The sequence below is a fragment of the Ralstonia sp. GX3-BWBA genome, assembly GCF_003290055.1.
Classification (GTDB): domain Bacteria; phylum Pseudomonadota; class Gammaproteobacteria; order Burkholderiales; family Burkholderiaceae; genus Ralstonia; species Ralstonia holmesii.
Genome location: NZ_QMKS01000010.1, coordinates 21299 through 41637 on the forward strand (window position 1 = coordinate 21299; position 20339 = coordinate 41637).

Here is a 20339-nt window from a genome sequence, read left to right on the forward strand (position 1 = left end):
CCGCGACACCTGCATTACTTCACGTGCGGCGGTTCTTCAAAGGTGTGGAACGGTGCCGGCGACGGCACGGTCCACTCGAGGCCTTCCGCGCCATCCCACGGCTTGTCGGCAGCCTTCTCGCCACCGCGGTACGACGGCAGCACCACGAAGAAGAAGAAATACACCTGCATCAGGCCGAAGCCCAGGGCACCGATCGACGCCACGGCGTTGAAGTCGGCGAACTGCTGCGGATAGTCGGCATAGCGACGCGGCATGCCAGCCAGGCCCAGGAAGTGCATCGGGAAGAACGTGAGGTTGAAGGTGATCATCGAACCCCAGAAGTGGATCTTGCCGCGCGTCTCGCTGTACATGTAGCCAGACCACTTCGGACCCCAGTAGTAGAAGCCCGCGAACAGCGCGAACAGCGAGCCGGCCACCAGCACGTAGTGGAAGTGCGCCACCACGTAATACGTGTCCTGCAGCTGGATGTCGATCGGGGCCACGGCCAGGATCAGGCCCGTGAAGCCGCCCACCGTGAACACGAAGATGAAGCCGATCGCAAACAGCATGGGCGTCTCGAATGTCATCGAGCCGCGCCACATCGTGGCGACCCAGTTGAAGATCTTCACGCCTGTCGGCACCGCGATCAGCATCGTCGCGTACATGAAGAACAGCTGGCCGGTCACGGGCATGCCGGTCGTGAACATGTGGTGGGCCCACACGATGAACGACAGGATGGCGATGGAAGCCGTGGCGTACACCATCGAGCTGTAGCCGAACAGCGGCTTGCGCGCGAAGGCCGGCACGATCTGGCTGATGATGCCGAACGCCGGCAAGATCATGATGTACACCTCGGGGTGCCCGAAGAACCAGAAGATGTGCTGGTACATCACCGGGTCACCACCGCCGGCGGCCGAGAAGAAGCTCGTGCCGAAGTGGCGGTCGGTCAGCACCATGGTGATCGCACCTGCCAGCACCGGCATCACGGCAATCAGCAGGTACGCCGTGATCAGCCACGTCCAGCAGAACATCGGCATCTTCATCAGCGTCATGCCAGGCGCGCGCATGTTCAGGATGGTCACGATGATGTTGATCGCGCCCATGATCGACGATGCACCCATGATGTGGATCGCGAAGATCGCCATGTCCATGCCCGGGCCCATCTGCACCGACAGCGGCGCATAGAGCGTCCAGCCGGCAGCCGTGGCGCCGCCCGGTGCGAAGAACGAGCCCACCAGCAGCAGCGCCGCAGGCGGCAGCAGCCAGAAGCTGAAGTTGTTCATCCGCGCAAAGGCCATGTCGGAGGCGCCAACCTGCAGCGGGATCATCCAGTTCGCAAAGCCCACGAAGGCCGGCATGATCGCGCCGAACACCATGATCAGGCCGTGCAGCGTGGTGAACTGGTTGAACAGCTCCGGATGGAAGAACTGCAGGCCGGGCTGGAACAGCTCAAGGCGGATCAGCAGGGCCAGCGTGCCGCCCGAGAGCAGCATCATGAAAGAGAACAGCAGGTACAGCGTACCGATGTCCTTGTGGTTGGTCGCAAACAGCCAACGGCGCCAGCCATGCGGATGGTCGTGCGCGTGGTCGTCTCCATGACCGTGCGCGTGATCTTGCGGGTGCGTAACAGCGGTGCTCATCGAGGAACTCCTAGGGTTCGGTTCGTCACGCAGACGATCAATCAGCCAGCGTTGCGGTCTTCGGCCGCGTTCGCTTGTTGGGACGCCACCTTGCCGGCGGATTCAGTTGCAGCGGTCTTGGCGCCGCCGCCTTCGGGCATCTTGCCGCCGCGCGCATCCTTCACTTGCGTCGGCTGCAGCAGGTCACCCGTGTGGTTGCCCCAGTTGTTGCGCTCGTAAGTGATGACCGAGGCGATTTCCACATCGTTGAGTGCCGAAGCCCAGGGCGGCATCGCATTCTTGCCATGCAGGACGATATTCACGTGGTCAGCCAGCGGACCATTCGCGATCTTCGAACCATCGAGCGCCGGGAACGGACCGCCGCCCTTGCCGTTCGGCTGGTGGCAGACCGCGCAGTTGGCGGTGTAGACCTTCTCGCCGCGCGACTTCAGCTCTTCAAGCGTGTAGGTCTTGTTCGGGTCATCGGCCTTGGCGGCCATTTCCTTTTTCTTGCCGTCGACCCACTTGGTGTAGTCGTCCTGCGAAAGCACGCGCACCACGATCGGCATGAAGGCGTGTTCCTTGCCGCACAGTTCGGCGCACTGGCCGCGATACACGCCGACCTTCTCAGCCTTGAACCATGCGTCGCGCACGAAGCCCGGAATCGCATCCTGCTTCACACCAAACGCCGGGATCATCCACGAGTGGATCACGTCGTTGGCGGTGGTGACGATGCGCACCTTGCGATTGACCGGCACGACAAGTTCGTTGTCGACTTCGATCAGGTACGTGTTCGACTTGGGCGCCTGGTTGTTGATCTGGTCACGCGGCGTGGTGAGCGTGGAGAGGAACGAAATGCCCTCGCCTTCGCCCTTCAGGTAGTCGTAACCCCACTTCCACTGGTAGCCGGTGGCCTTGATGGTGAGGTCGGAATTGGTGGTGTCCTTCATTGCGACCACGGCCTTGGTGGCCGGCAGCGCCATCCCGATCACGATCAGGAACGGCACGATGGTCCAGATGATTTCAACCGTGGTGCTTTCGTGGAACGTCGCCGGTTTGTGGCCGACCGACTTACGGTGCTTGAAAATGGAGTAGAACATCACCCCGAATACACCGATGAAGATCACGATACAGATGATCAGCATCATCCAGTGCAGCCAATGGATCTCGGCGGCGATCTTGGTGACCGGAGGCGCGAGATTGAGCTGCCGCACTGCGGGGCCGCCCGGCATGTCTTCCACTGCCAGGGCCGTTTGACTGAGGGCGAGGAGAGAGCCTGCCGCCAGCAAACTTGCCAATGTCTTATTCAACATTTTCATTTTTTATCTACCCAATTGACAGATTCCACTCTGCCCCGGTGCGCGGCTCATGAGACCTGGGTTGGTTGCCCGTGTCCCAAACACCGGGAAAGCTCGTCCGCAAGCTTGCGCCGCCTGACGCTCACCTGCTAGATCACGGGCCGGCCATCTCCAGCTTGACTTGCCCATAATCGGAGGCGTGGCGGGCATAGTACAGCAATGCCCATCCGAGAATCGCGACCTCCAGCCCCGCGTCAGGCAACACCAATCACGCGCGTTGCCAGACAGAAAACCAAGCGATTACGAACGGGGGAATGACGACCAAGGGAGTGGACCAGCCAATCTGGCAGGTTGAAAGCGAGCAGTTTCGCTTCATGAGCCAGTTCTTGCGCGGCGATTCCGAGATGGTGGACGCGCCGCATGCTGGGTGGAGCGCGGTTTCAATGTCGTGCATTGAACCACTCCTGCCTCGGATGCATACCCGAACGGTTCGCCCGTGGCAAAAAACGGGATAGGCCTTTGGGGGGACTGCTGCGACAAACTGGCGCATTATATGGCCGCGATTGACCCCAAACAAGGTAAAGCGCCTTTATGCAAGTCCCGGCTTGACAACGTGGAGCCAATGCCGTTCCCGCATTAAAACCGTTTCAGACGCGCGGTTTGCGACCGATCTGATCGATTGGAATCATCGCCCGGCCCTGCTCGTCCAACGCCTGCCGCTGGGTCGGCGCAAGCTTCCAGGCGTGGCCGTAAACGATTTCGAAGGTGAGCGGAATCAGCCCGTCGGGATTGCGTTGCGCATCGAGTGCGTCGAATAGCCGCTGGCGCCAGCGCGGCGTGTGCAGACCAGCGCCGGCGAGGCTGCGGCCCGCCTCATCCGTCAAACCAGCCATGCCGCCAAGCAAATGCACATCGGCCAGCAGCGCCTGCGGCGTTTCGTAGGTGATCGTGAGCTGCTCCATGTCCATGACGGGCGTGGACCAGCGGCTATGCACCAGCATGTCGCCAATGTCATGCATATCAACAAAGCGCAACGTATGGACGCCCGCGTCGATGCCGGCCAGAGCGCTGCGCAGCTCGCGCAAGGTGTCGGGGCCGAACAGGCTGAACATCAGCAGCCCGCCCTCCGTGGTGATGCGGTGCCATTCCGGAAAGATCGCGTGCGGCGCCGGGTCCCAGTGCAGCGCGAGATTCGACCACAGCAGATCGAATGACGCCCCGGCGAACGGCAGCGCGCGAAAGTCCGCCTGGGCAAAATCAAAGACCGGCCGCTTCTTCAGCAGCCGTCCGAGCCACCCGGCGTCGGTGCGCTGCGGGTCGAGTTTCTGCGCCTGCGCCAGCATGGCGGACGACCAGTCGACCCCGCAGATCTGTGCGTCCGGATATTGCGCGCGCAGTACCGCCAAGCCTTGTCCCAGGCCGCAGCCCAAATCCAGCGCACGCGTGGGCGTGGCTTTGATGTAGGACAGCCGGTCCTGCATGCGACTGCCGACTTCGCGCAGCAGAAAATCCACGTCGGCGAAACGCGCGGCGCGGCGATCAAAGGCGCGCCGCAAGGCGGCAGGACGAGCAAGAGCGGGATCAGACATCGACAAGACTAGGCGGAATACTGCGGTTGCCAAGTATACCGGCCCGCAGTTTGAGGCGCCGTCCGATAGCGCAGTTGCCGCAAATCGGCTTGGATAGCGGCTTTTTGTATGCACAAACACGCGTTATCGGCATGGTTTCGTGCCGGCCTGCGTCATCTGTTGCCGTGTGCCTGCGCGCTTTGCGGCGCGGTGCAGAGCGGCCTTGTCTGCAGCGGCTGCATGGGCGATCTGGCCCCGCATCTGCACAGGCGGCGCTGCATCCAATGTGCGATCGCACTGGAGGCACGGCATGCCGCTCGACATTGCCACGCCTGTTTGGCCGGCGCGCCCGACTTTGACGCCACCGTCGTCATTGCCGACTACGGCTGGCCGCTTGACCACCTTGTCACTGGGTTGAAATTTCGGGCGCAATTGCCGTTGGCAGTCTGGCTGGCCGGCCGATTGGGCAACGCACTGGCCGCTGCGCCGGGCGGCTTGCCTGACGTGCTGCTGCCGGTGCCGCTCTCGCCCGCACGCCTGCGCTCGCGCGGCTACAACCAGGCGTGGGAGATTGCCCGCAGGCTGGCGCGCCAATTGGACATTCCCGCCCATGCCAACGCCCTGCACCGTGTGCGCGACAACCCCGCCCAGGCCACGCTGGACCGAGCCGAGCGACTGACCAACCTGCACGGTGCATTCGTCGTCGCCGAGCCTGCGCGCATCGCGGGGCGCCACGTCGGCGTCGTTGACGATGTGATGACCACCGGCGCAACCCTCGGCGAGATTGCCACGCAACTCAAACGCGCCGGCGCCACCCGCGTCACCAACGTTGTCGCCTTGCGCACGCCCTGATTACGTGCTTATGCGACATTGTGTCGCGCCACCTGTGCCAAGCTGTGGCGAGGTGACAACCCTTCCCAATGTGGATAAGCTCGCCGCCGAAATTCCTCCTGCCGCCCGATCATGTTCAACGTCGTCCTTGTCGAGCCCGAAATCCCGCCCAATACGGGCAATGTGATCCGCCTGTGCGCCAACACGGGCGCACAGCTGCATCTGATTGAACCGCTAGGTTTTCCGCTCGAAGATGCCCGCATGCGCCGCGCGGGGCTCGACTATCACGAGTACGCGACGATGCGCGTGCATGCCGATTGGGACGCCTTCCTGCGCGCTGCGCAGCCTGATCCCACGCGCATGTTCGCGCTCACCACGCGCGGCTCGACGCCGTTTGCCAGCATGGCGTTCCAGCCGGGCGACTGGTTTGTCTTCGGGTCGGAAACGCGTGGGTTGTCGGAAGCGCGACGCGAGTGGTTTCCCGCTTCCCAGCGGATTCGCCTGCCGATGCGGCCGGATAACCGCAGCCTGAATCTATCGAACACCGTGGCGGTGGTCGTGTTCGAAGCGTGGCGCCAGAACGGGTTCGCGGGTGGCGCCTGATTCAGACCAGACGCGCCGTTGATTGCGGCGTGACTAACGCGCCGATTCGGATTTGGCGTCGCGCTGCAGTAGACGCTCGACCGCTTTCGCAACAGCAAGCCCTTCGAACAAGACTTCGCAGACGGTAAAGGTGATCGGCATGTCCACGCCCTTGGCGCGAGCCAGGGCGGCCACGGCACGCGCACAGCGCACGCCTTCGGCGACGTGGCCGAGGCTATGGAGGATGTCGTCGAGCGAGCGGCCCTGCGCAAGCTGCATCCCGACCGTGCGGTTGCGTGACAGATCGCCGGTGGCGGTCAGCAGCAGATCGCCCATGCCGGTCAGCCCCATGAATGTTTCGGGCCGACCGCCCAGCGCCAGGCCAAGGCGCGTCATCTCGGCCAGCCCGCGCGTCACGAGAGCGGCGCGCGCGTTCAACCCCAGGCCCAGGCCATCCGCGGCGCCTGTTGCAATGGCCAGGACGTTCTTGACGGCACCGCCCACTTCCACGCCGACGAGGTCATCGCTTGCGTACACGCGCATCGCGTGATGGTGAAAACCGCGCTGCGTGAGCTTGCACAGCGCCTCGCTGGTCGAAGCGACGGTCATGGCGCACGGCAAACCCTGCGCGACTTCCTTGGCGAAACTCGGCCCAGACAACACACCGACAGCGAGGTCGGTACGGCCCGACGCCTTCAGCACATCGGCGACGATGGCGTGCGGCAGTGCACTGGTTTCGGGGTCGAAACCCTTGCATAGCCAGATCACGTTGCGCACACCGCCGTGCGCGGCAATCGTGCGCGCCAGGTCTGCCAGCCCGGCGACGGGTGAAGCAATGACGGCGAGTCCGTCGTCGCCCGCCGCATGGTCGAGCGCGGCCTGCAAATCAGCAGAAAAATGCAACGACGCCTGCAGCGCCATGCCCGGCAAATACAGTGCGTTGATGTGCGTGGCGGCCATCTGCTCGACGAGGTTCGCGTCACGCCCCCACAGCACGACGTCGTGCGATTGCGCGGCGTGGCTGGCCAGGGCAGTGCCCCAGGCACCGGCACCCAAAACGGAAATTCGCATGCGCGTATTCAACATCGGTCAGGCAAAAGTCGAGCAACAGGTCGGGCAAAAAAAAAGCCCGCGCAAGCGTGCGGCTGGCGCGGGCCTCTGGCGCAGTGCGCCTCGTACTTAGTGAGTAGCCTTCGAGCCGTCCGGCATCACGAGGCCAGCATTGCCGCCAGCTTGTGCCTCTTCCATGGCGGCAGTCAAACGCTGCTCATACAGGGCCTGGAAGTTGATCTCAGCCAGGTGGATCGGCTGGAAGCCAGCGCGGCCGATGGTGTCGGCAATGTTCGAGCGCAGGTACGGGTACACGATGGTCGGGCAGGCGATGCCCAGCAGCGGGTCCATCTGTTCGGCCGGCACGTTGCGGATATCGAAGATGCCCGCTTGCTTGGCTTCCACCAGGAACGCGACCTTCTCTTGCACCTTGGTCGTCACCGTACCGATGACGGTCACTTCAAACACGCCTTCAGCCAATTGCGAAGCGGCGACGTCCACCTGCACTTCCACGGACGGCTGTTCTTGCTCGAGGAAGATGTGCGGCGAGTTCGGTTGCTCCAGCGACAGGTCCTTCAGGTAGACGCGCTGGATGTTGAAGAACGGCTGGCCATCCTGGCCCGGTTGCTGCTGTTGCTGGTCGCTCATGACTCGCCTTCAAATGGGATGTGGTCAGTGCTTGGCGGAAGCCTCCGCCGCACAAAACGCGTATGGTACATGACCAAATGGGGCCCGCTATAAGAGCCGGCCCAAAAGTACAACGCCCGGTCAAAACCGGGCGTTTCTGTGTGGCGCGCAGGTCGCCAGACCGGGCCGCCGAATCAGGCAGCCAGCAACGGAACCAAGCCACCGTCGCGGTCCAGCGCAGACAGATCATCGAAGCCGCCGATGTGGCGCTCGTCGATATAAATCTGCGGAACCGTGCGGCGGTTCGTGCGCGTCATCATCTCTTCGCGCTTGCCGGGTTCGCGATCGATCAGGATTTTCTCGATCTGCTCGACACCGCGTTGCTTAAGGAGTCGTTCCGCTGCCACGCAATAGGGGCAGACGGTGGTGCTGTACATGACCACGTGCGCCATAACTTCAACCTCGTATCTTTATTTCACAACCGGAAGGCCAGCTTGTTGCCAAGCGGCCAATCCGCCCTCGAGCGAATACACCTCACTGTAACCGGCCTGCTTCAGGACTGCTTGCGCCCGCCCAGCGCGCTGGCCGGTCTGGCATACGAGGATGATGGGGGTCTCTTTGTTCTTTGCAAGCCCGGAAGCCTTGCCTGCAAGCTCCCCCAGCGGCGCGTGCTTGGCTTGCGGCAGATGGCCGGCGGCGTATTCAGCGCTTTCACGCACATCCACCACCACGGCATTGCGGCGATTGATGAGCTGGGTGGCCGCCGAAGCACCCACCTTGGCGCCACCGCCGCCCGCAATGCGGCGCTGGATGGGCGCCCAGAGCAGCAGCAGACCCGAAACGATGGCGACGGCAAGCAGTGCGAGGTTGTTGTAATCGGCGAAGAACTTCACGGTATCGGTTTCCTGGGATGGGTCGGGCAAGTCTTATGGGCGAACATCAGCCGAACGATTCGGGGGCCCAATGCCCGCGGCATTATAAAATAGTCGATTTCAGCGGCTGCACGATGACGTACGACACGTCGCCGCAGCCGCCCGCAGGTTTTCTCACTTCTCATCATGGCAGTCATGCACAAGCTCGTCCTCATCCGCCACGGCGAATCGACGTGGAATCTGGAGAACCGCTTCACCGGCTGGGTCGATGTCGACCTGACCGACACGGGCGTCGCCCAGGCCCGCCAAGGCGGCAAACTGCTGCGCGAAGCCGGCTTCACCTTCGATCTGGCCTACACCTCGGTGCTCAAGCGCGCGATCCGCACGCTGTGGCATGTGCAGGATGAAATGGATCTGATGTGGATCCCGACCCGTAATGAGTGGCGCCTGAACGAGCGCCACTACGGCGCGCTGTCGGGCCTGAACAAGGCCGAAACCGCCGCGCAATATGGGGACGAGCAAGTCCTGGTGTGGCGCCGCAGCTACGACACGCCACCACCCGCGCTGGAGCCTGGCGCCGACAACGACGCCTTCGGCAACCCCCGTTACGCGGGCCTCACGCGCGATCAGGTGCCCCTGACCGAATGCCTGAAGGACACCGTCGCACGCGTGATGCCGCTTTGGGATGAATCGATTGCACCGGCCATCAAGAGCGGCAAGCGCGTGGTGATCGCCGCGCACGGCAACAGCATCCGCGCGCTGGTGAAGTACCTGGACGGCATTTCCGACGCAGACATCGTCGGCCTGAACATCCCCAACGGCACGCCGCTTGTGTATGAGTTGGACGCCAACCTCAAGCCGATCCGCCATTACTACCTGGGTGACCAGGAAGCGATTGCCGCTTCGCTCGCGGCGGTGGCCAGCCAAGGCAAGTCGAAATAAACCGTAACGGGCGCTACGGCACTCCAACGCCTTTATACTGTCGAAGCCTGTAGCCCGGGATGTGCGCGAGCCGTCCCGGGCCATGTTTATCTACTGTTCCCACGTCCACGCTCGACACATGCGAACTTCGCTCAAGAACATCAGCTTGATCGCCATCGGCCTCGTCACCGGGGTTCTGGCGACGCTCCAGCTCTCCGCCACTGCGCAAAACGCGACGGTCGGCCCGCTTCCGCTGGAGAAGCTCAGGCTCATGGCGGACATCTTTGGCCAGATCAAGCGTGAATATGTCGAGCCGGTGGACGATGACAAGCTGCTGACCGAAGCCATCAAGGGCATGGTCGCCAGCCTCGACCCGCATTCGGCCTACCTGGACAAGAAGGACTTCCAGGAGCTGCAGGAAGGGACCCAGGGCCGCTTCGCCGGTCTGGGTATCGAGATCTCGCAGGAAGAAGGCCTGGTCAAGGTCATCAATCCGATCGAAGACACCCCCGCCTTCCGCGCCGGCGTGCAACCGGGCGACCTGATCACCCGCATCGACGACAAACCCGTGCGTGGCATGCCGTTGGAGCAAGCCGTCAAACGCATGCGCGGCGCGCCGGGCACCAAGGTCACGCTCACGATCTATCGCAAGAAGGAAGAACGCACGTTCCCGCTGACCATCACCCGCGCCGAGATCCAGGTGCAGTCGGTCAAGGCCAAGATGCTGGACAACGGCATCGCGTGGGTGCGCATCACCAGCTTCCAGGAACGCACCGTGCCGGACCTGGCCAAGAAGCTCAATGACCTGGCCAAACAAGACGCCCACCTGAAGGGTCTGATCCTGGACCTGCGCAACAACGGCGGCGGCGTGCTGCAAGCTGCGGTTGGCGTGTCGGCAGCGTTCCTGCCGCCGGACGCGACGGTGGTTTCGACCAACGGCCAAGTGCCGGATGCCAAGCGCACGTACAAGGCGAGCTTCGCCAACTACCGCTTGAGCAACTTCGATTCCGATCCGCTGGTCGGCCTGGACCCCGAGTTCAAGACCGTGCCGATCATCGTGCTGACCAATGCCTACACGGCCTCGGCCTCGGAAATCGTGGCCGGTGCGCTGCAGGATCATCACCGCGCCAAGACGATGGGCAAGACGACGTTCGGCAAGGGCTCGGTGCAGACCGTGCGTCCGCTGTCGAACGACACCGGCATCAAGCTGACCATTGCGTACTACTACACGCCGTCGGGCAAGTCGATCCAGGCCAAGGGCATCCGCCCGGATATTCCGGTTGACCAAAACCCGGACGGCGACCCGGACGATGCGCTGATTACGCGCGAAATCGACACCGAACGCCACCTGCACAACAAGCAGGAGTCGGAAGAAGCCGAGATGACCGAGCGCGAAAAGCGCCGCATCGAAGAACTGCGTCGTCTGGAAGAAGAAAACGCCAAGAAGACGCCCGAGCAGCGCGAGAAGGAGCGCAACAAGAAGCCGATCGAGTTCGGTTCGGCGGAAGACTTCATGCTGCAACAGGCCATTGCCGACCTGAAGGGTCAGCCGGTCAAACGCTCGAAGTCGGTGCTGGAAGCCGCGGCTGCCGCGGTGCCGGATAAGGCAGTGAAGTCGCCGGCGGCCAAGGAATCGAGCGCCCCGGCCAAGCTGCCCAAGGGCAAGGCGACACCGGCGTCCGAGCCGGCTGCCCCGAAGCCCAATGTTCCGGCCAGCGGCGTGCAGCCTGCACCGGAGCCCACCGGCGCCCGATAAGACACCGGCCGGCAAATACTGGCAAACTTACGAGGCCGTGCACTGCACGGCCTTTTTCATTGCATCACCATGAACGACGATCAACTGCTGCGGTACTCACGCCATATCCTGCTCGACGAAATCGGCATCGAGGGGCAGACGCGCCTGCTTGAGAGCCACGCGCTTGTCATCGGCGCGGGCGGGCTGGGCGCTGCAGCCCTGCCTTATCTGGCGGCGGCTGGCGTGGGCACGCTCACTATCGTCGACGACGACTCGGTGGACTTGACCAACCTGCAGCGCCAGATCATCCACACAACGGAATCGGTCGGGCAACCGAAGGTAGCATCCGCGCAGACGGCCATCGCTCGGCTGAACCCGGACGTGCGCGTGAATGCCGTGCAGCGCCGGCTCGATGCCGATGCAATCGGCGAGCTCCTCGATGGCGTGAGTGTGGTACTGGACTGCTCCGATAACTTCGGCACCCGCCAAGCCACCAACCTTGCCTGCGTGCGGGCTGGCGTGCCGCTGGTATCGGGCGCCGCCATCCGCTTTGATGGACAGATCAGCGTATTCGACAGCCGTGCCGGGGGCCCCTGCTACGCCTGCCTGTTCCCGCCCGACGAGCCTGCGCCCGATGTGGCGTGTGCAACGATGGGCGTGTTCTCGCCGATGGTGGGCATGGTGGGTACGGTGCAGGCCGCCGAGGCGCTCAAGCTGATCACCGGCATTGGCCGTTCGCTTGCCGGACGTCTTCTGATGCTCGACGGTCTATCGATGGAATGGACGACGATGCGCATTGCGCGTGAGCCGTCATGCACCGTCTGTGGCGGCGCGCACTGAAGCGCCGGAACACGCGCAACAAAAAAAGGAGGCCAAGGCCTCCTTCTTTTTCGTCGGTTGACGAGGCTTACTCGCCCTCGGGCTCCATCTGCGATTGCAGATAGTTCTGAATGCCGACCTTGTCGATCAGCTCGAGCTGCGTTTCCAGCCAGTCGATGTGCTCTTCGGTGTCGTCCAGAATGTCGACCAAGATTTCGCGGCTCACGTAATCCTTGACCGATTCGCAGTAAGCGATGCCCTCGACCACGGTGCCGTGTGCGGCGCGCTCGAGCTTCAGGTCGCACTCGATGATCTCTTTCGTATCTTGGCCGATGAAGATCTTGCCCAGGTCCTGCAGGTTGGGCAGACCGTCGAGCATCAGGATGCGCTCGATCAAGCGATCGGCATGCTTCATCTCGCCGATCGACTCCTTGTACTCGTGGTCCCCGATGCGCTTGAGCCCCCAGTGGCCGTACATGCGCGCGTGGAGGAAATACTGGTTGATGGCAGTCAGCTCGTTCTTGAGCTGGGCGTTCAGATATTGGATGACCTTCTTATCGCCTTTCATTCTTGGGGCTCCAGCAAAGTGCAACTGCGGTGATGGACGCACGCACGCGTCCGCTCAAGGCGAGCCCTGTGCCTGACCAGCAAGCAACACATGCCACCGAGGCTCAACGCCTGGGCGGCAATTCGCGGCGACAGGGAAAGACGGGAAATCAGGCAGCCAATGCACCGGGCACGAGGGCCTGATCATTGGCGACGGGCTCGTCGCGACGCTCGATTATGGCATGCGTGCTTGCGCGGCCCAAAATCTGATCGACAGGGACACAGCTCACCGCTTCGGCGAGCACCTGCTTGGCGCAGTCCCGGCATTGTCCGCAGCACGTACCCACGCCGAGCGTTTCGGCGAGTTCGTCCATCGTCGACACGCCCAGACGGGCGGCGCCATGGATTTCGCGGTCGGTCACTTGGTTGCAGATGCAGACGTACACGGGGATTCCTCCGCAGCGCTCAGAACGCGCTGTAAAACCAGAATAACAGAGAATGGAAATGAGAACAATTCTTGTTCTACCCCATTCTGAGCGGAGGGTCATGCGGGTGCACGGGAGCCGTCTTTCCAGAGAAAAACGTGCAATTTCAATCACTTAAAGAAGGGTTGGCCCCGGGAAGGCGATGCGCCGGTACGACACGCGGTTACAGCGGGCGCGTTGGAAATGCCTGAATCAGGCCCGCGCCAGCGCGCCGAGCGCCTCTTCGATTTCGGCCGGTTCGCACGCGTGCAGCAGGCGTTCGGCCTCACGCATCAGACGTGGGCGGTCCGAGCGCAGGATCTGTTGCTTGACGCTCAGCAACTGCGACGGATGCATCGAAAATTCGGTGAGACCCATGCCCAGCAGCAGGCGTGTCATGGTGGCGTCCCCCGCCATCTCACCGCACACTGAAACCGGCGTGCCCGCCTGATGCGCTTCGCGAATGGTGCGCGCGATCAATTGCAGCACCGCTGGGTGCAGTGGGTCGTACAGATGCGCGACCGCGTTGTCGGCACGATCGATGGCGAGCGTGTACTGGATCAGGTCGTTCGTGCCGATCGAGAGGAAATCCAAGCGGCGCAGGAACACCGGCAGGATCAGCACGGCGGCCGGAATCTCGATCATGGCGCCGACCTTGATGGTCGGGTCGTAGGCCACGCCATCGGCGTCGAGCGAAGCCTTGGCGCGTGCCAGCAAATCGAGCGTCTGGTCGATTTCGCGGGCGTGCGCGAGCATCGGCACGAGAATCTTGATAGGCCCAAACGCAGACGCCCGCAACAGCGCGCGCAACTGCGTCAGGAACATCGCCGGTTCCGACAGCGACCAGCGGATCGCGCGCAAACCCAGCGCCGGATTGGGCGCAGTCTCGAACACGTCGTCGCGGATGTCCAACGGCTTGTCAGCCCCGATATCGATGGTGCGGATCGTAACGGGCAGGCCCATCATCGATTCGACGGCGGTGCGGTAAGCGCGGAACTGTTCCTCCTCGTCGGGCAACGCGCCACGACGGTTCATGAAGAGAAACTCGGAGCGGAACAGGCCCACGCCCACGGCACCGGCTTTGACGGCCGCGGCCGCATCTTCCGGCATTTCGATGTTCGCGTGCAGATCGATTTGCGTACCGTCGAGCGTGACGGTGGGCGTATGGCGCAGGCGTTCGAGACGCTTCTTCTGCAATTCGCCTTCGCTGCGGCGGTGGCGGTATTCCTCGAGGATGGACGCGCTCGGATCGACGATGACGATGCCGTTGTCTCCATCAATGACGACGATGTCGTCCTGGCGAATCAGCGTGCTCGCGTTATGCACCCCCACGGCCGCCGGAATGTCGAGGCTGCGCGCCACGATGGCGGTGTGCGAAGTGCGGCCGCCCAGATCGGTCACAAAGCCGGCGAAGGTCTGGCCACGGAACTGCAGCATATCGGCCGGCGCAATATCGTGCGCGACGACAATCATGCCGGCATCCGGATCACAGCCGACTGCCACCGGCGCGGGCGCCAACGCGGGCGCGCCGGCCAGCACCTTCAGAATGCGTTCGACCACCTGCTCGATGTCGGCCTTGCGCTCGCGCAAGTATTCGTCTTCGATTTCGCCGAACTGGCGGATCAGTTCTTCAAGTTGCGTTGTGAGCGCCCACTCTGCGTTGTAGCGTCGCTGGCGAATCAACGTCTCTGGCACCTGCGAGAGCAACGCGTCATCCAGAATCATCGCGTGCACATCGAGGAAGGCGCCCATCTCTTCGGGCACGTCGGTGGGCAGGTCGCGCTTGAGTGCGGCCAACTCGGCGCGCACGGTGGCGCGGGCACTGCGCAAACGCTCGACCTCGGCCTCAACCTTGTCTTCATCGACGAGGTAGTGCGACACGTCAAGCGCCGCACGCGCCAGCATGTGGGCGCGGCCAATGGAGATGCCGCGCGAGACCGGAATACCGTGCAGGGTAAAAGGCATAGACGCTGGCCGGAGCGGCGTTGAAGTGGAATGCGGCGGGCGGGTTATTCGCCTTCGCCGAAGCGATCGTTGATGAGCGCGACGAGACCATCCATGGCGTCGTGCTCGTCGGGCCCGTCGATCTCCAGCGTGACGGTGGAACCGATGCCCGCAGCCAGCATCATCACGCCCATGATGCTCTTGGCGTCGACCTGACGGCCGTTGCGCGACATCTTGATCTGGCTGTCGAACTTGCTGGCGAGCTGCGTGAGTTTGGCGGAGGCGCGGGCATGCAGCCCGAGCTTATTGATGATGGTGATATCCCTCTGCAGCATATTTGTCTGGATGATTGGCAACCTGGTTCTGAACGGCTGTCGAGCCGACCTGCAGTACGCCTTGCGCGCCGCCGGCCAGAGCCTTGGCGGCAAGTTGTTCGAGTTTTTCGGAGCGATAGCAGATGGCGCGCACGAGCATCGGCAGATTCACGCCGGCCAGCACGCGCACGCGGCCGGGATCGGCCAGGCGCGAGGCGATATTGGCAGGTGTGGCTCCGAAGATGTCGGTCAGCACCAGCGCGCCATTGGCCTCAATGAGTTCGGCAAGCTTGTCGCGCGCCTGAGCCAGCACGGCAGCCGGCTCGGCATCGGGCAGGACATCGATTGCGCCCAGCCGCTCGGGCGGACCGCAATAGACGTGTGCAGCGCAATCGCGCAGTGCGCTGGCCAGCGGCGCATGAGCGATGATCAGAATCCCTGCCATGATCGAAAAGCAAATGGGTATAACGCTGATTGTATCAGGGCCATTTGGCGCAATTGTGCGGCCGTGTACTGGTCCTCCCCCTTGTGGAGGACCCTCGGCGGAGGGGCCATGCCGCCATATCAGGCGGGCTTGCGCGCCAATCCGCTGCTCTTGCCTGCGGCGCGCTCCAGTGCATCGATGAACATTCCGGCCACGTTGAAGCCCGTCTGTTGCGTGATTTCCTGGAAGCACGTCGGGCTGGTGACGTTGACCTCGGTGAGGTAATCCCCAATGACGTCCAGGCCGACGAGCAGCAGGCCGCGTTGCCAGAGCACGGGTGCAAGTGCATGTGCGATCACCTGATCACGTTCGGACAGCGGTTGCGCCTTGCCCGTACCACCCGCCGCCAGATTGCCGCGGACCTCGCCGGCCATCGGCACGCGTGCCAGCGAATGCGGCACCGGCGAACCGCCGATCAGGAGAATGCGCTTGTCGCCCTCACGGATCGCTGGAATGTACTGCTGAGCCATGATCGTGCGCGCGCCGTTGTCGGTGAGCGATTCGATGACCGCCCCGAGGTTCATGCCATCCGGCCCCACGCGGAAGATGCCCGCGCCGCCCATGCCGTCGAGCGGCTTGAAGATGACGTCGCCCTGCTCGGCGTGGAATTCGCGCAGGCGCTTGGCATCGCGCGACACGACGGTCGGCACGGTGAATTCGCGGAACTGCGCGATGGCGAGCTTCTCCGAATGGTCACGAATCGCCTGCGGCTTGTTGAACACGCGCGCGCCCTGACGTTCGGCAATCTCCAGCAGCCACGTGCTGGTGACGTACTCCATGTCGAACGGCGGGTCCTTGCGCATCAGCACCGCGTCAAAGCCAGTGAGCGGCAGCAGGCGCGCATCACCGGCGCGATACCAGTCGTGCTCGTCGCCGGTCAGGGCGATAGGCGTGGCAACGGTTTCGACCACGTTGTTCGCCAGCGTGAGCTGTGACTGCAGGCACGTGTAGATGGCATAGCCGCGCGCTGCCGCCTCGCGCATCATCGCAAAGGTGGAATCCTTGTAAGTCTTGAACGTCGACAGCGGATCGACGATGAACAGGATGCGCATGGCGGCTCCTTCTGCAGCGGGGTACAGCCGATCAGATCAGCGGGTTCGGGTCGGTCTTCTCAAGCTCGAGCGAGGCAGCCAGCAGCGCCAAGCGCGCCACCACGCCGTACATATAGAAGCGGTTCGGCTCGCCGGCGCCCGGCTTGGCATGGCTGTCCGGCAGCGAATTCGACGCAAACGGCAGCGGCACGAAATGCATGCCCGGCGCGTTGAGATTCTCGTCCACGCCACGGCCCGTGTGAACCCGGTAGAAACCGCCCACCACATAGCGGTCGATCATGTAGACGACGGGCTCGGCCACAGCTTCGTTGATCTTCTCGAAGGTGTGCACGCCTTCCTGCACGATCACCTCGGAAACCTCCAGGCCTTCCTTGACCACGCTCATCTTGTTGCGCTCCTTCCGGTTGAGGCCCTTGACCTCGGAAGGATCGCGCACCGTCATCACGCCCATGCCATAGGTGCCGGCGTCGGCCTTGACCACCACATACGGGGTCTCATTCACGCCGTATTCCTTGTACTTCTTGGCGGTTTTCTTGAGCACCGTCTCCACTGCGTGGGCGAGTTCTTCCTCGCCGGCCCGCTCATGGAAATCCAGCCCGCTGCATTTGGTGAAGTACGGGTTGACCATCCACGGGTCGATGTCGATCAGCTTGGCGAACTTCTTGGCCACTTCGTCGTAGGCAGCAAAGTGGTTGGTCTTGCGACGCTGCGACCAGCCGGCATGAAGCGGCGGCAGCAGATATTGCTCGTTGATGTTCTCGAGGATGGGCGGCACGCCGGCTGACAGATCGTTGTTCAGCAGGATCGAGCACGGATCGAAATCTTCCATGCCCAGCCGGCGGCCCTTGGTACCGATGCGCTTGAGCGGCTCGACCACCAGCCGTTGCCCATCAGGCAAGTCGATCGGCGTCGGCTCGGTGATGTCCTCTGAAAGCGACCCGAGGCGCACATTCAACCCGGCTTGACGCATGATCTGCGACAGGCGCGCCACGTTCTGCAGATAGAACATATTGCGCGTGTGGCGCTCGGGGATCAGCAGGAGGTTCTTGGCGTCCGGGCAGATCTTTTCGATGGCGGCCATGGCGGCTTGCACGGCCAGGGGCAGCATCTCGGGCGCGAGGTTGTTGAAGCCGCCCGGGAACAGGTTCGTGTCGACCGGCGCCAGCTTGAAGCCGGCGTTGCGCAAATCGACGGAACAGTAGAACGGCGGCGTGTGTTCCTGCCACTCCAGGCGGAACCAGCGTTCGATGGCGGGCGTGGCGTCAAGAATCTTCTGCTCGAGCTCGAGCAGCGGCCCGTTCAGCGCGGTGATCAAGTGCGGAACCATACCCTTCCTATTGATGTTATTTATCGCCCACTCCGATTGTAGAGGAACAGGCAATAGCTTGCAGACGACAGCGGGCTATCGATATGTGGTCAGGAAAGAGGATTCGCAAGAGGCGCAGTGCGGCAGTGCAGCAAGCCACACAAAAAACGGGCAAAAAAAAAAGCGCGGGGCTGCCGCGCTTGGGGAATAGCCTGACAGATACGGGGAGCGTTCTGCAGGTGGAGGAAACCACGTCTGCAATGTAAGCGTCCGCATAACGAGAGGCAATTGAAGGTTTTTTACATCGGACTTAAGGACGTCCAGCTCAGGGGCTGCGTAACAAAAAACCCGGCGCACAGCCGGGTCTTTTGCAGGATGAGGCGGACCATCAGTCTTCGTAGGCGGTTTCGCCGTGCGACGTGATGTCCAGACCCTCGCGCTCCTCTTCTTCCGGCACGCGCAGGCCGACAATGGCATCGACGATCTTGTACGAGATGAACGCCACCACCGCGGACCAGATGACCGTGGTCGCCACGCCCTGGAACTGGATCCACAACTGGCCGCCGATCGAGTAATCGTCGGCAACCTTGTTGGCGACATAGTCGTAGATGCCGGTGCCGCCAAGGCTCGGTGCCGCGAACACGCCGGTCAGCAGCGCGCCGAGGATACCGCCCACGCCGTGCACACCGAACACGTCGAGCGTGTCGTCCATGCCCAGCATGCGCTTGAGGCCATTCACGCCCCACAGGCACAGCAGGCCGGCGATGATGCCGAGCGCAATCGAACCCATCGGGCCGACAAAGCCAGCAGCCGGCGTGATGGCCACCAGGCCAGCCACGGCACCGGATGCAGCACCCAGCATCGACGGCTTGCTCTTGCCGAACCACTCGCCGAAGCTCCACGACAGCACGGCTGCGGCGGTCGCCAGCAGCGTGTTGACGAAGGCCAGCGCGGCACTGCCGTTGGCTTCCAGGGCCGAACCGGCGTTGAAGCCGAACCAGCCGAACCACAGCAGCGAGGCACCAACCATCGTCAGCGTCAGGCTGTGCGGCTTGAGCGCCTCACGGCCAAAACCGATGCGCTTGCCGAACAGGAAGGCACCCACCAAACCCGCCACGGCGGCGTTGATGTGCACCACGGTACCGCCGGCAAAGTCCAGCGCGCCCTTCTGGAACAGCCAGCCCGACTTAGCGGTCATCACCTCGGCCGCCTTGGCGTCGGTAAAGCCGTCCGGACCCGGCCAGAACCAGACCATGTGCGCGATCGGCAGGTAGCTGAAGGTGAACCACAGCACCACAAACAGCAGAACAGCCGAGAACTTCGCACGTTCGGCGAAGGCGCCGATGATCAGCGCGCAGGTAATCGCCGCAAACGCACCCTGGAAGGCGAAGTACGCGTATTCCGGCACCACCACGCCCTTGCTGAAGGTGGCAGCCACCGAATCCGGCGTCAGGCCCTTGAGGAACAGACGATCCAGCCCGCCGAAGAACGCGTTGCCCTCGGTGAACGCGAAGCTGTAGCCGTAGACGGCCCACAGGATGATGATGAGCGAGAAGATGCCCATGCACTGCATCAGCACGGACAGCATGTTCTTCTTACGCACCAGGCCGCCGTAGAACAGCGCCAGACCCGGCAGCGTCATCAGGATGACGAACGCGGTGGAGATCAGCAGCCACGCCGTGTCGCCCTTGTTGGGGACAGGTGTAGCGGCAGCCGGTGCAGCAGGCGCAGCAGCTGCGGCGGCCGGAGCTGCTGCAGCGGCGGGGGCTGCTGCAGCGGCGGGGGCTGCAGCCGGTGCAGCAGCGGCCGGCTCGGAAGCAGCGGCGGCTGCAACCGGCGCCGAAGCTTCAGCTGCCGGCTTGTCCTGTGCCACGGCCGGCGCCGACATCACGGCGCCCGCGAGCACGGCAACGACGGCCCCAGCCGTCAGGAATCGTGTGAACCAGGTTTTCATGTTTTGACCTCTTCCTTGGCGGATTGGGGCTTATAGGGCGTCGCCGCCGGTCTCACCGGTGCGGATGCGGATGACTTGTTCGACGTCGGCCACGAAGATCTTGCCGTCGCCAATCTTGCCGGTGCGCGCGGATTTTTCGATGGCCTCGACGGCGCGCTCGACCACGTCGTCGGGCACGGCCACTTCGATCTTTACTTTAGGCAGGAAGTCGACGATGTACTCCGCGCCGCGGTAAAGCTCGGTATGACCCTTCTGACGTCCGAAGCCTTTGACTTCCGTGACGGTAATGCCCGACACCCCCACTTCGGACAACGCCTCGCGGACCTCGTCGAGCTTGAACGGCTTGATGATGGCCATGATGAGTTTCATGCTGG

At 63.0% G+C, this 20339-nt stretch carries 22 protein-coding genes; 5 read left to right on the forward strand and 17 right to left on the reverse strand.

Annotation, left to right across the window (positions count from 1 at the left end; genetic code table 11):
* Positions 1-14 precede the first annotated feature (14 nt).
* The 4 genes from ctaD to DOD19_RS13555 form a co-directional block, all read right to left on the reverse strand.
* Positions 15-1619: a cytochrome c oxidase subunit I gene (gene ctaD / locus DOD19_RS13540; RefSeq protein ID WP_012761054.1), complete on the reverse strand. Its 1605-nt coding sequence runs from the start codon at positions 1617-1619 to the stop codon at positions 15-17.
* A gap of 41 nt (positions 1620-1660) precedes the next feature.
* On the reverse strand, positions 1661-2917 hold the full coding sequence (gene coxB / locus DOD19_RS13545; protein ID WP_024976751.1) for a cytochrome c oxidase subunit II: 1257 nt from the start codon (positions 2915-2917) through the stop codon (positions 1661-1663).
* Between the two features lie 247 nt (positions 2918-3164).
* A complete protein-coding gene (locus DOD19_RS13550; protein ID WP_080693665.1) occupies positions 3165-3350 on the reverse strand; it encodes a hypothetical protein in 186 nt (61 codons plus the stop codon).
* Between the two features lie 193 nt (positions 3351-3543).
* Positions 3544-4485, reverse strand: coding sequence for a methyltransferase domain-containing protein (locus DOD19_RS13555; RefSeq protein ID WP_112186078.1), 942 nt, complete (start codon positions 4483-4485; stop codon positions 3544-3546).
* A 108-nt stretch (positions 4486-4593) separates the two neighbouring features.
* On the opposite strand from DOD19_RS13555, the gene DOD19_RS13560 reads away from it, so the two are divergent.
* Positions 4594-5316, forward strand: a complete 723-nt coding sequence (locus tag DOD19_RS13560) for a ComF family protein (protein WP_112186080.1) — start codon at positions 4594-4596, stop codon at positions 5314-5316.
* A gap of 111 nt (positions 5317-5427) precedes the next feature.
* The gene (gene trmL / locus DOD19_RS13565) at positions 5428-5898 is read left to right on the forward strand and encodes a tRNA (uridine(34)/cytosine(34)/5-carboxymethylaminomethyluridine(34)-2'-O)-methyltransferase TrmL (RefSeq protein ID WP_024976755.1); all 471 of its coding nucleotides are present in this window, start codon (positions 5428-5430) and stop codon (positions 5896-5898) included.
* A gap of 33 nt (positions 5899-5931) precedes the next feature.
* Here trmL and DOD19_RS13570 read toward each other — a convergent pair whose 3' ends face one another.
* The 4 genes from DOD19_RS13570 to DOD19_RS13585 form a co-directional block, all read right to left on the reverse strand.
* Positions 5932-6948, reverse strand: a complete 1017-nt coding sequence (locus tag DOD19_RS13570) for an NAD(P)H-dependent glycerol-3-phosphate dehydrogenase (RefSeq protein ID WP_112186082.1) — start codon at positions 6946-6948, stop codon at positions 5932-5934.
* A 108-nt stretch (positions 6949-7056) separates the two neighbouring features.
* On the reverse strand, positions 7057-7575 hold the full coding sequence (gene secB / locus DOD19_RS13575; RefSeq protein ID WP_024976757.1) for a protein-export chaperone SecB: 519 nt from the start codon (positions 7573-7575) through the stop codon (positions 7057-7059).
* A 173-nt stretch (positions 7576-7748) separates the two neighbouring features.
* Positions 7749-8006, reverse strand: coding sequence for a glutaredoxin 3 (gene grxC / locus DOD19_RS13580; protein WP_024976758.1), 258 nt, complete (start codon positions 8004-8006; stop codon positions 7749-7751).
* A gap of 18 nt (positions 8007-8024) precedes the next feature.
* The gene (locus DOD19_RS13585) at positions 8025-8447 is read right to left on the reverse strand and encodes a rhodanese-like domain-containing protein (protein WP_024976759.1); all 423 of its coding nucleotides are present in this window, start codon (positions 8445-8447) and stop codon (positions 8025-8027) included.
* A 174-nt stretch (positions 8448-8621) separates the two neighbouring features.
* Between DOD19_RS13585 and gpmA the strand changes: the two genes are divergently transcribed.
* The 3 genes from gpmA (at position 8622) to moeB (ending at position 11922) form a co-directional block, all read left to right on the forward strand.
* Complete coding sequence (gene gpmA, locus DOD19_RS13590) at positions 8622-9368, forward strand: 2,3-diphosphoglycerate-dependent phosphoglycerate mutase (RefSeq protein ID WP_112186159.1); 747 nt, start codon at positions 8622-8624, stop codon at positions 9366-9368.
* 118 nt (positions 9369-9486) lie between these two features.
* Positions 9487-11103: a S41 family peptidase gene (locus DOD19_RS13595; RefSeq protein WP_024976761.1), complete on the forward strand. Its 1617-nt coding sequence runs from the start codon at positions 9487-9489 to the stop codon at positions 11101-11103.
* 69 nt (positions 11104-11172) lie between these two features.
* Entirely contained in the window at positions 11173-11922 is a 750-nt protein-coding gene (gene moeB, locus DOD19_RS13600; RefSeq protein ID WP_112186084.1) for a molybdopterin-synthase adenylyltransferase MoeB, read from the forward strand.
* 67 nt (positions 11923-11989) lie between these two features.
* On the opposite strand, the gene bfr is transcribed toward moeB, so the two are convergent.
* The 9 genes from bfr to DOD19_RS13645 all read right to left on the reverse strand — a co-directional run bounded on the left by bfr (position 11990) and on the right by DOD19_RS13645 (position 20334).
* A complete protein-coding gene (gene bfr / locus DOD19_RS13605) occupies positions 11990-12469 on the reverse strand; it encodes a bacterioferritin (RefSeq protein ID WP_004637092.1) in 480 nt (159 codons plus the stop codon).
* Between the two features lie 148 nt (positions 12470-12617).
* A complete protein-coding gene (locus DOD19_RS13610) occupies positions 12618-12893 on the reverse strand; it encodes a bacterioferritin-associated ferredoxin (protein WP_024976763.1) in 276 nt (91 codons plus the stop codon).
* A 231-nt stretch (positions 12894-13124) separates the two neighbouring features.
* On the reverse strand, positions 13125-14876 hold the full coding sequence (ptsP, locus tag DOD19_RS13615) for a phosphoenolpyruvate--protein phosphotransferase (RefSeq protein WP_112186086.1): 1752 nt from the start codon (positions 14874-14876) through the stop codon (positions 13125-13127).
* A 44-nt stretch (positions 14877-14920) separates the two neighbouring features.
* Positions 14921-15190: an HPr family phosphocarrier protein gene (locus DOD19_RS13620; RefSeq protein WP_004637085.1), complete on the reverse strand. Its 270-nt coding sequence runs from the start codon at positions 15188-15190 to the stop codon at positions 14921-14923.
* Positions 15159-15614 carry a PTS sugar transporter subunit IIA gene (locus DOD19_RS13625; RefSeq protein WP_024976765.1) on the reverse strand — a complete coding sequence of 152 codons (456 nt, stop codon included), beginning with the start codon at positions 15612-15614 and terminating at the stop codon, positions 15159-15161. The genes DOD19_RS13620 and DOD19_RS13625 overlap by 32 nt, the downstream gene beginning before the upstream one ends.
* A gap of 119 nt (positions 15615-15733) precedes the next feature.
* Positions 15734-16705 (reverse strand): glutathione synthase, encoded by a 972-nt coding sequence (gshB, locus tag DOD19_RS13630; protein WP_024976766.1) that lies wholly within the window; start codon positions 16703-16705, stop codon positions 15734-15736.
* 31 nt (positions 16706-16736) lie between these two features.
* On the reverse strand, positions 16737-18032 hold the full coding sequence (gene gshA, locus DOD19_RS13635; protein WP_024976767.1) for a glutamate--cysteine ligase: 1296 nt from the start codon (positions 18030-18032) through the stop codon (positions 16737-16739).
* A gap of 367 nt (positions 18033-18399) precedes the next feature.
* Positions 18400-19965: an ammonium transporter gene (amt, locus tag DOD19_RS13640; RefSeq protein ID WP_112186087.1), complete on the reverse strand. Its 1566-nt coding sequence runs from the start codon at positions 19963-19965 to the stop codon at positions 18400-18402.
* Between the two features lie 30 nt (positions 19966-19995).
* Positions 19996-20334, reverse strand: a complete 339-nt coding sequence (locus tag DOD19_RS13645) for a P-II family nitrogen regulator (protein WP_004637070.1) — start codon at positions 20332-20334, stop codon at positions 19996-19998.
* Positions 20335-20339 lie beyond the last annotated feature (5 nt).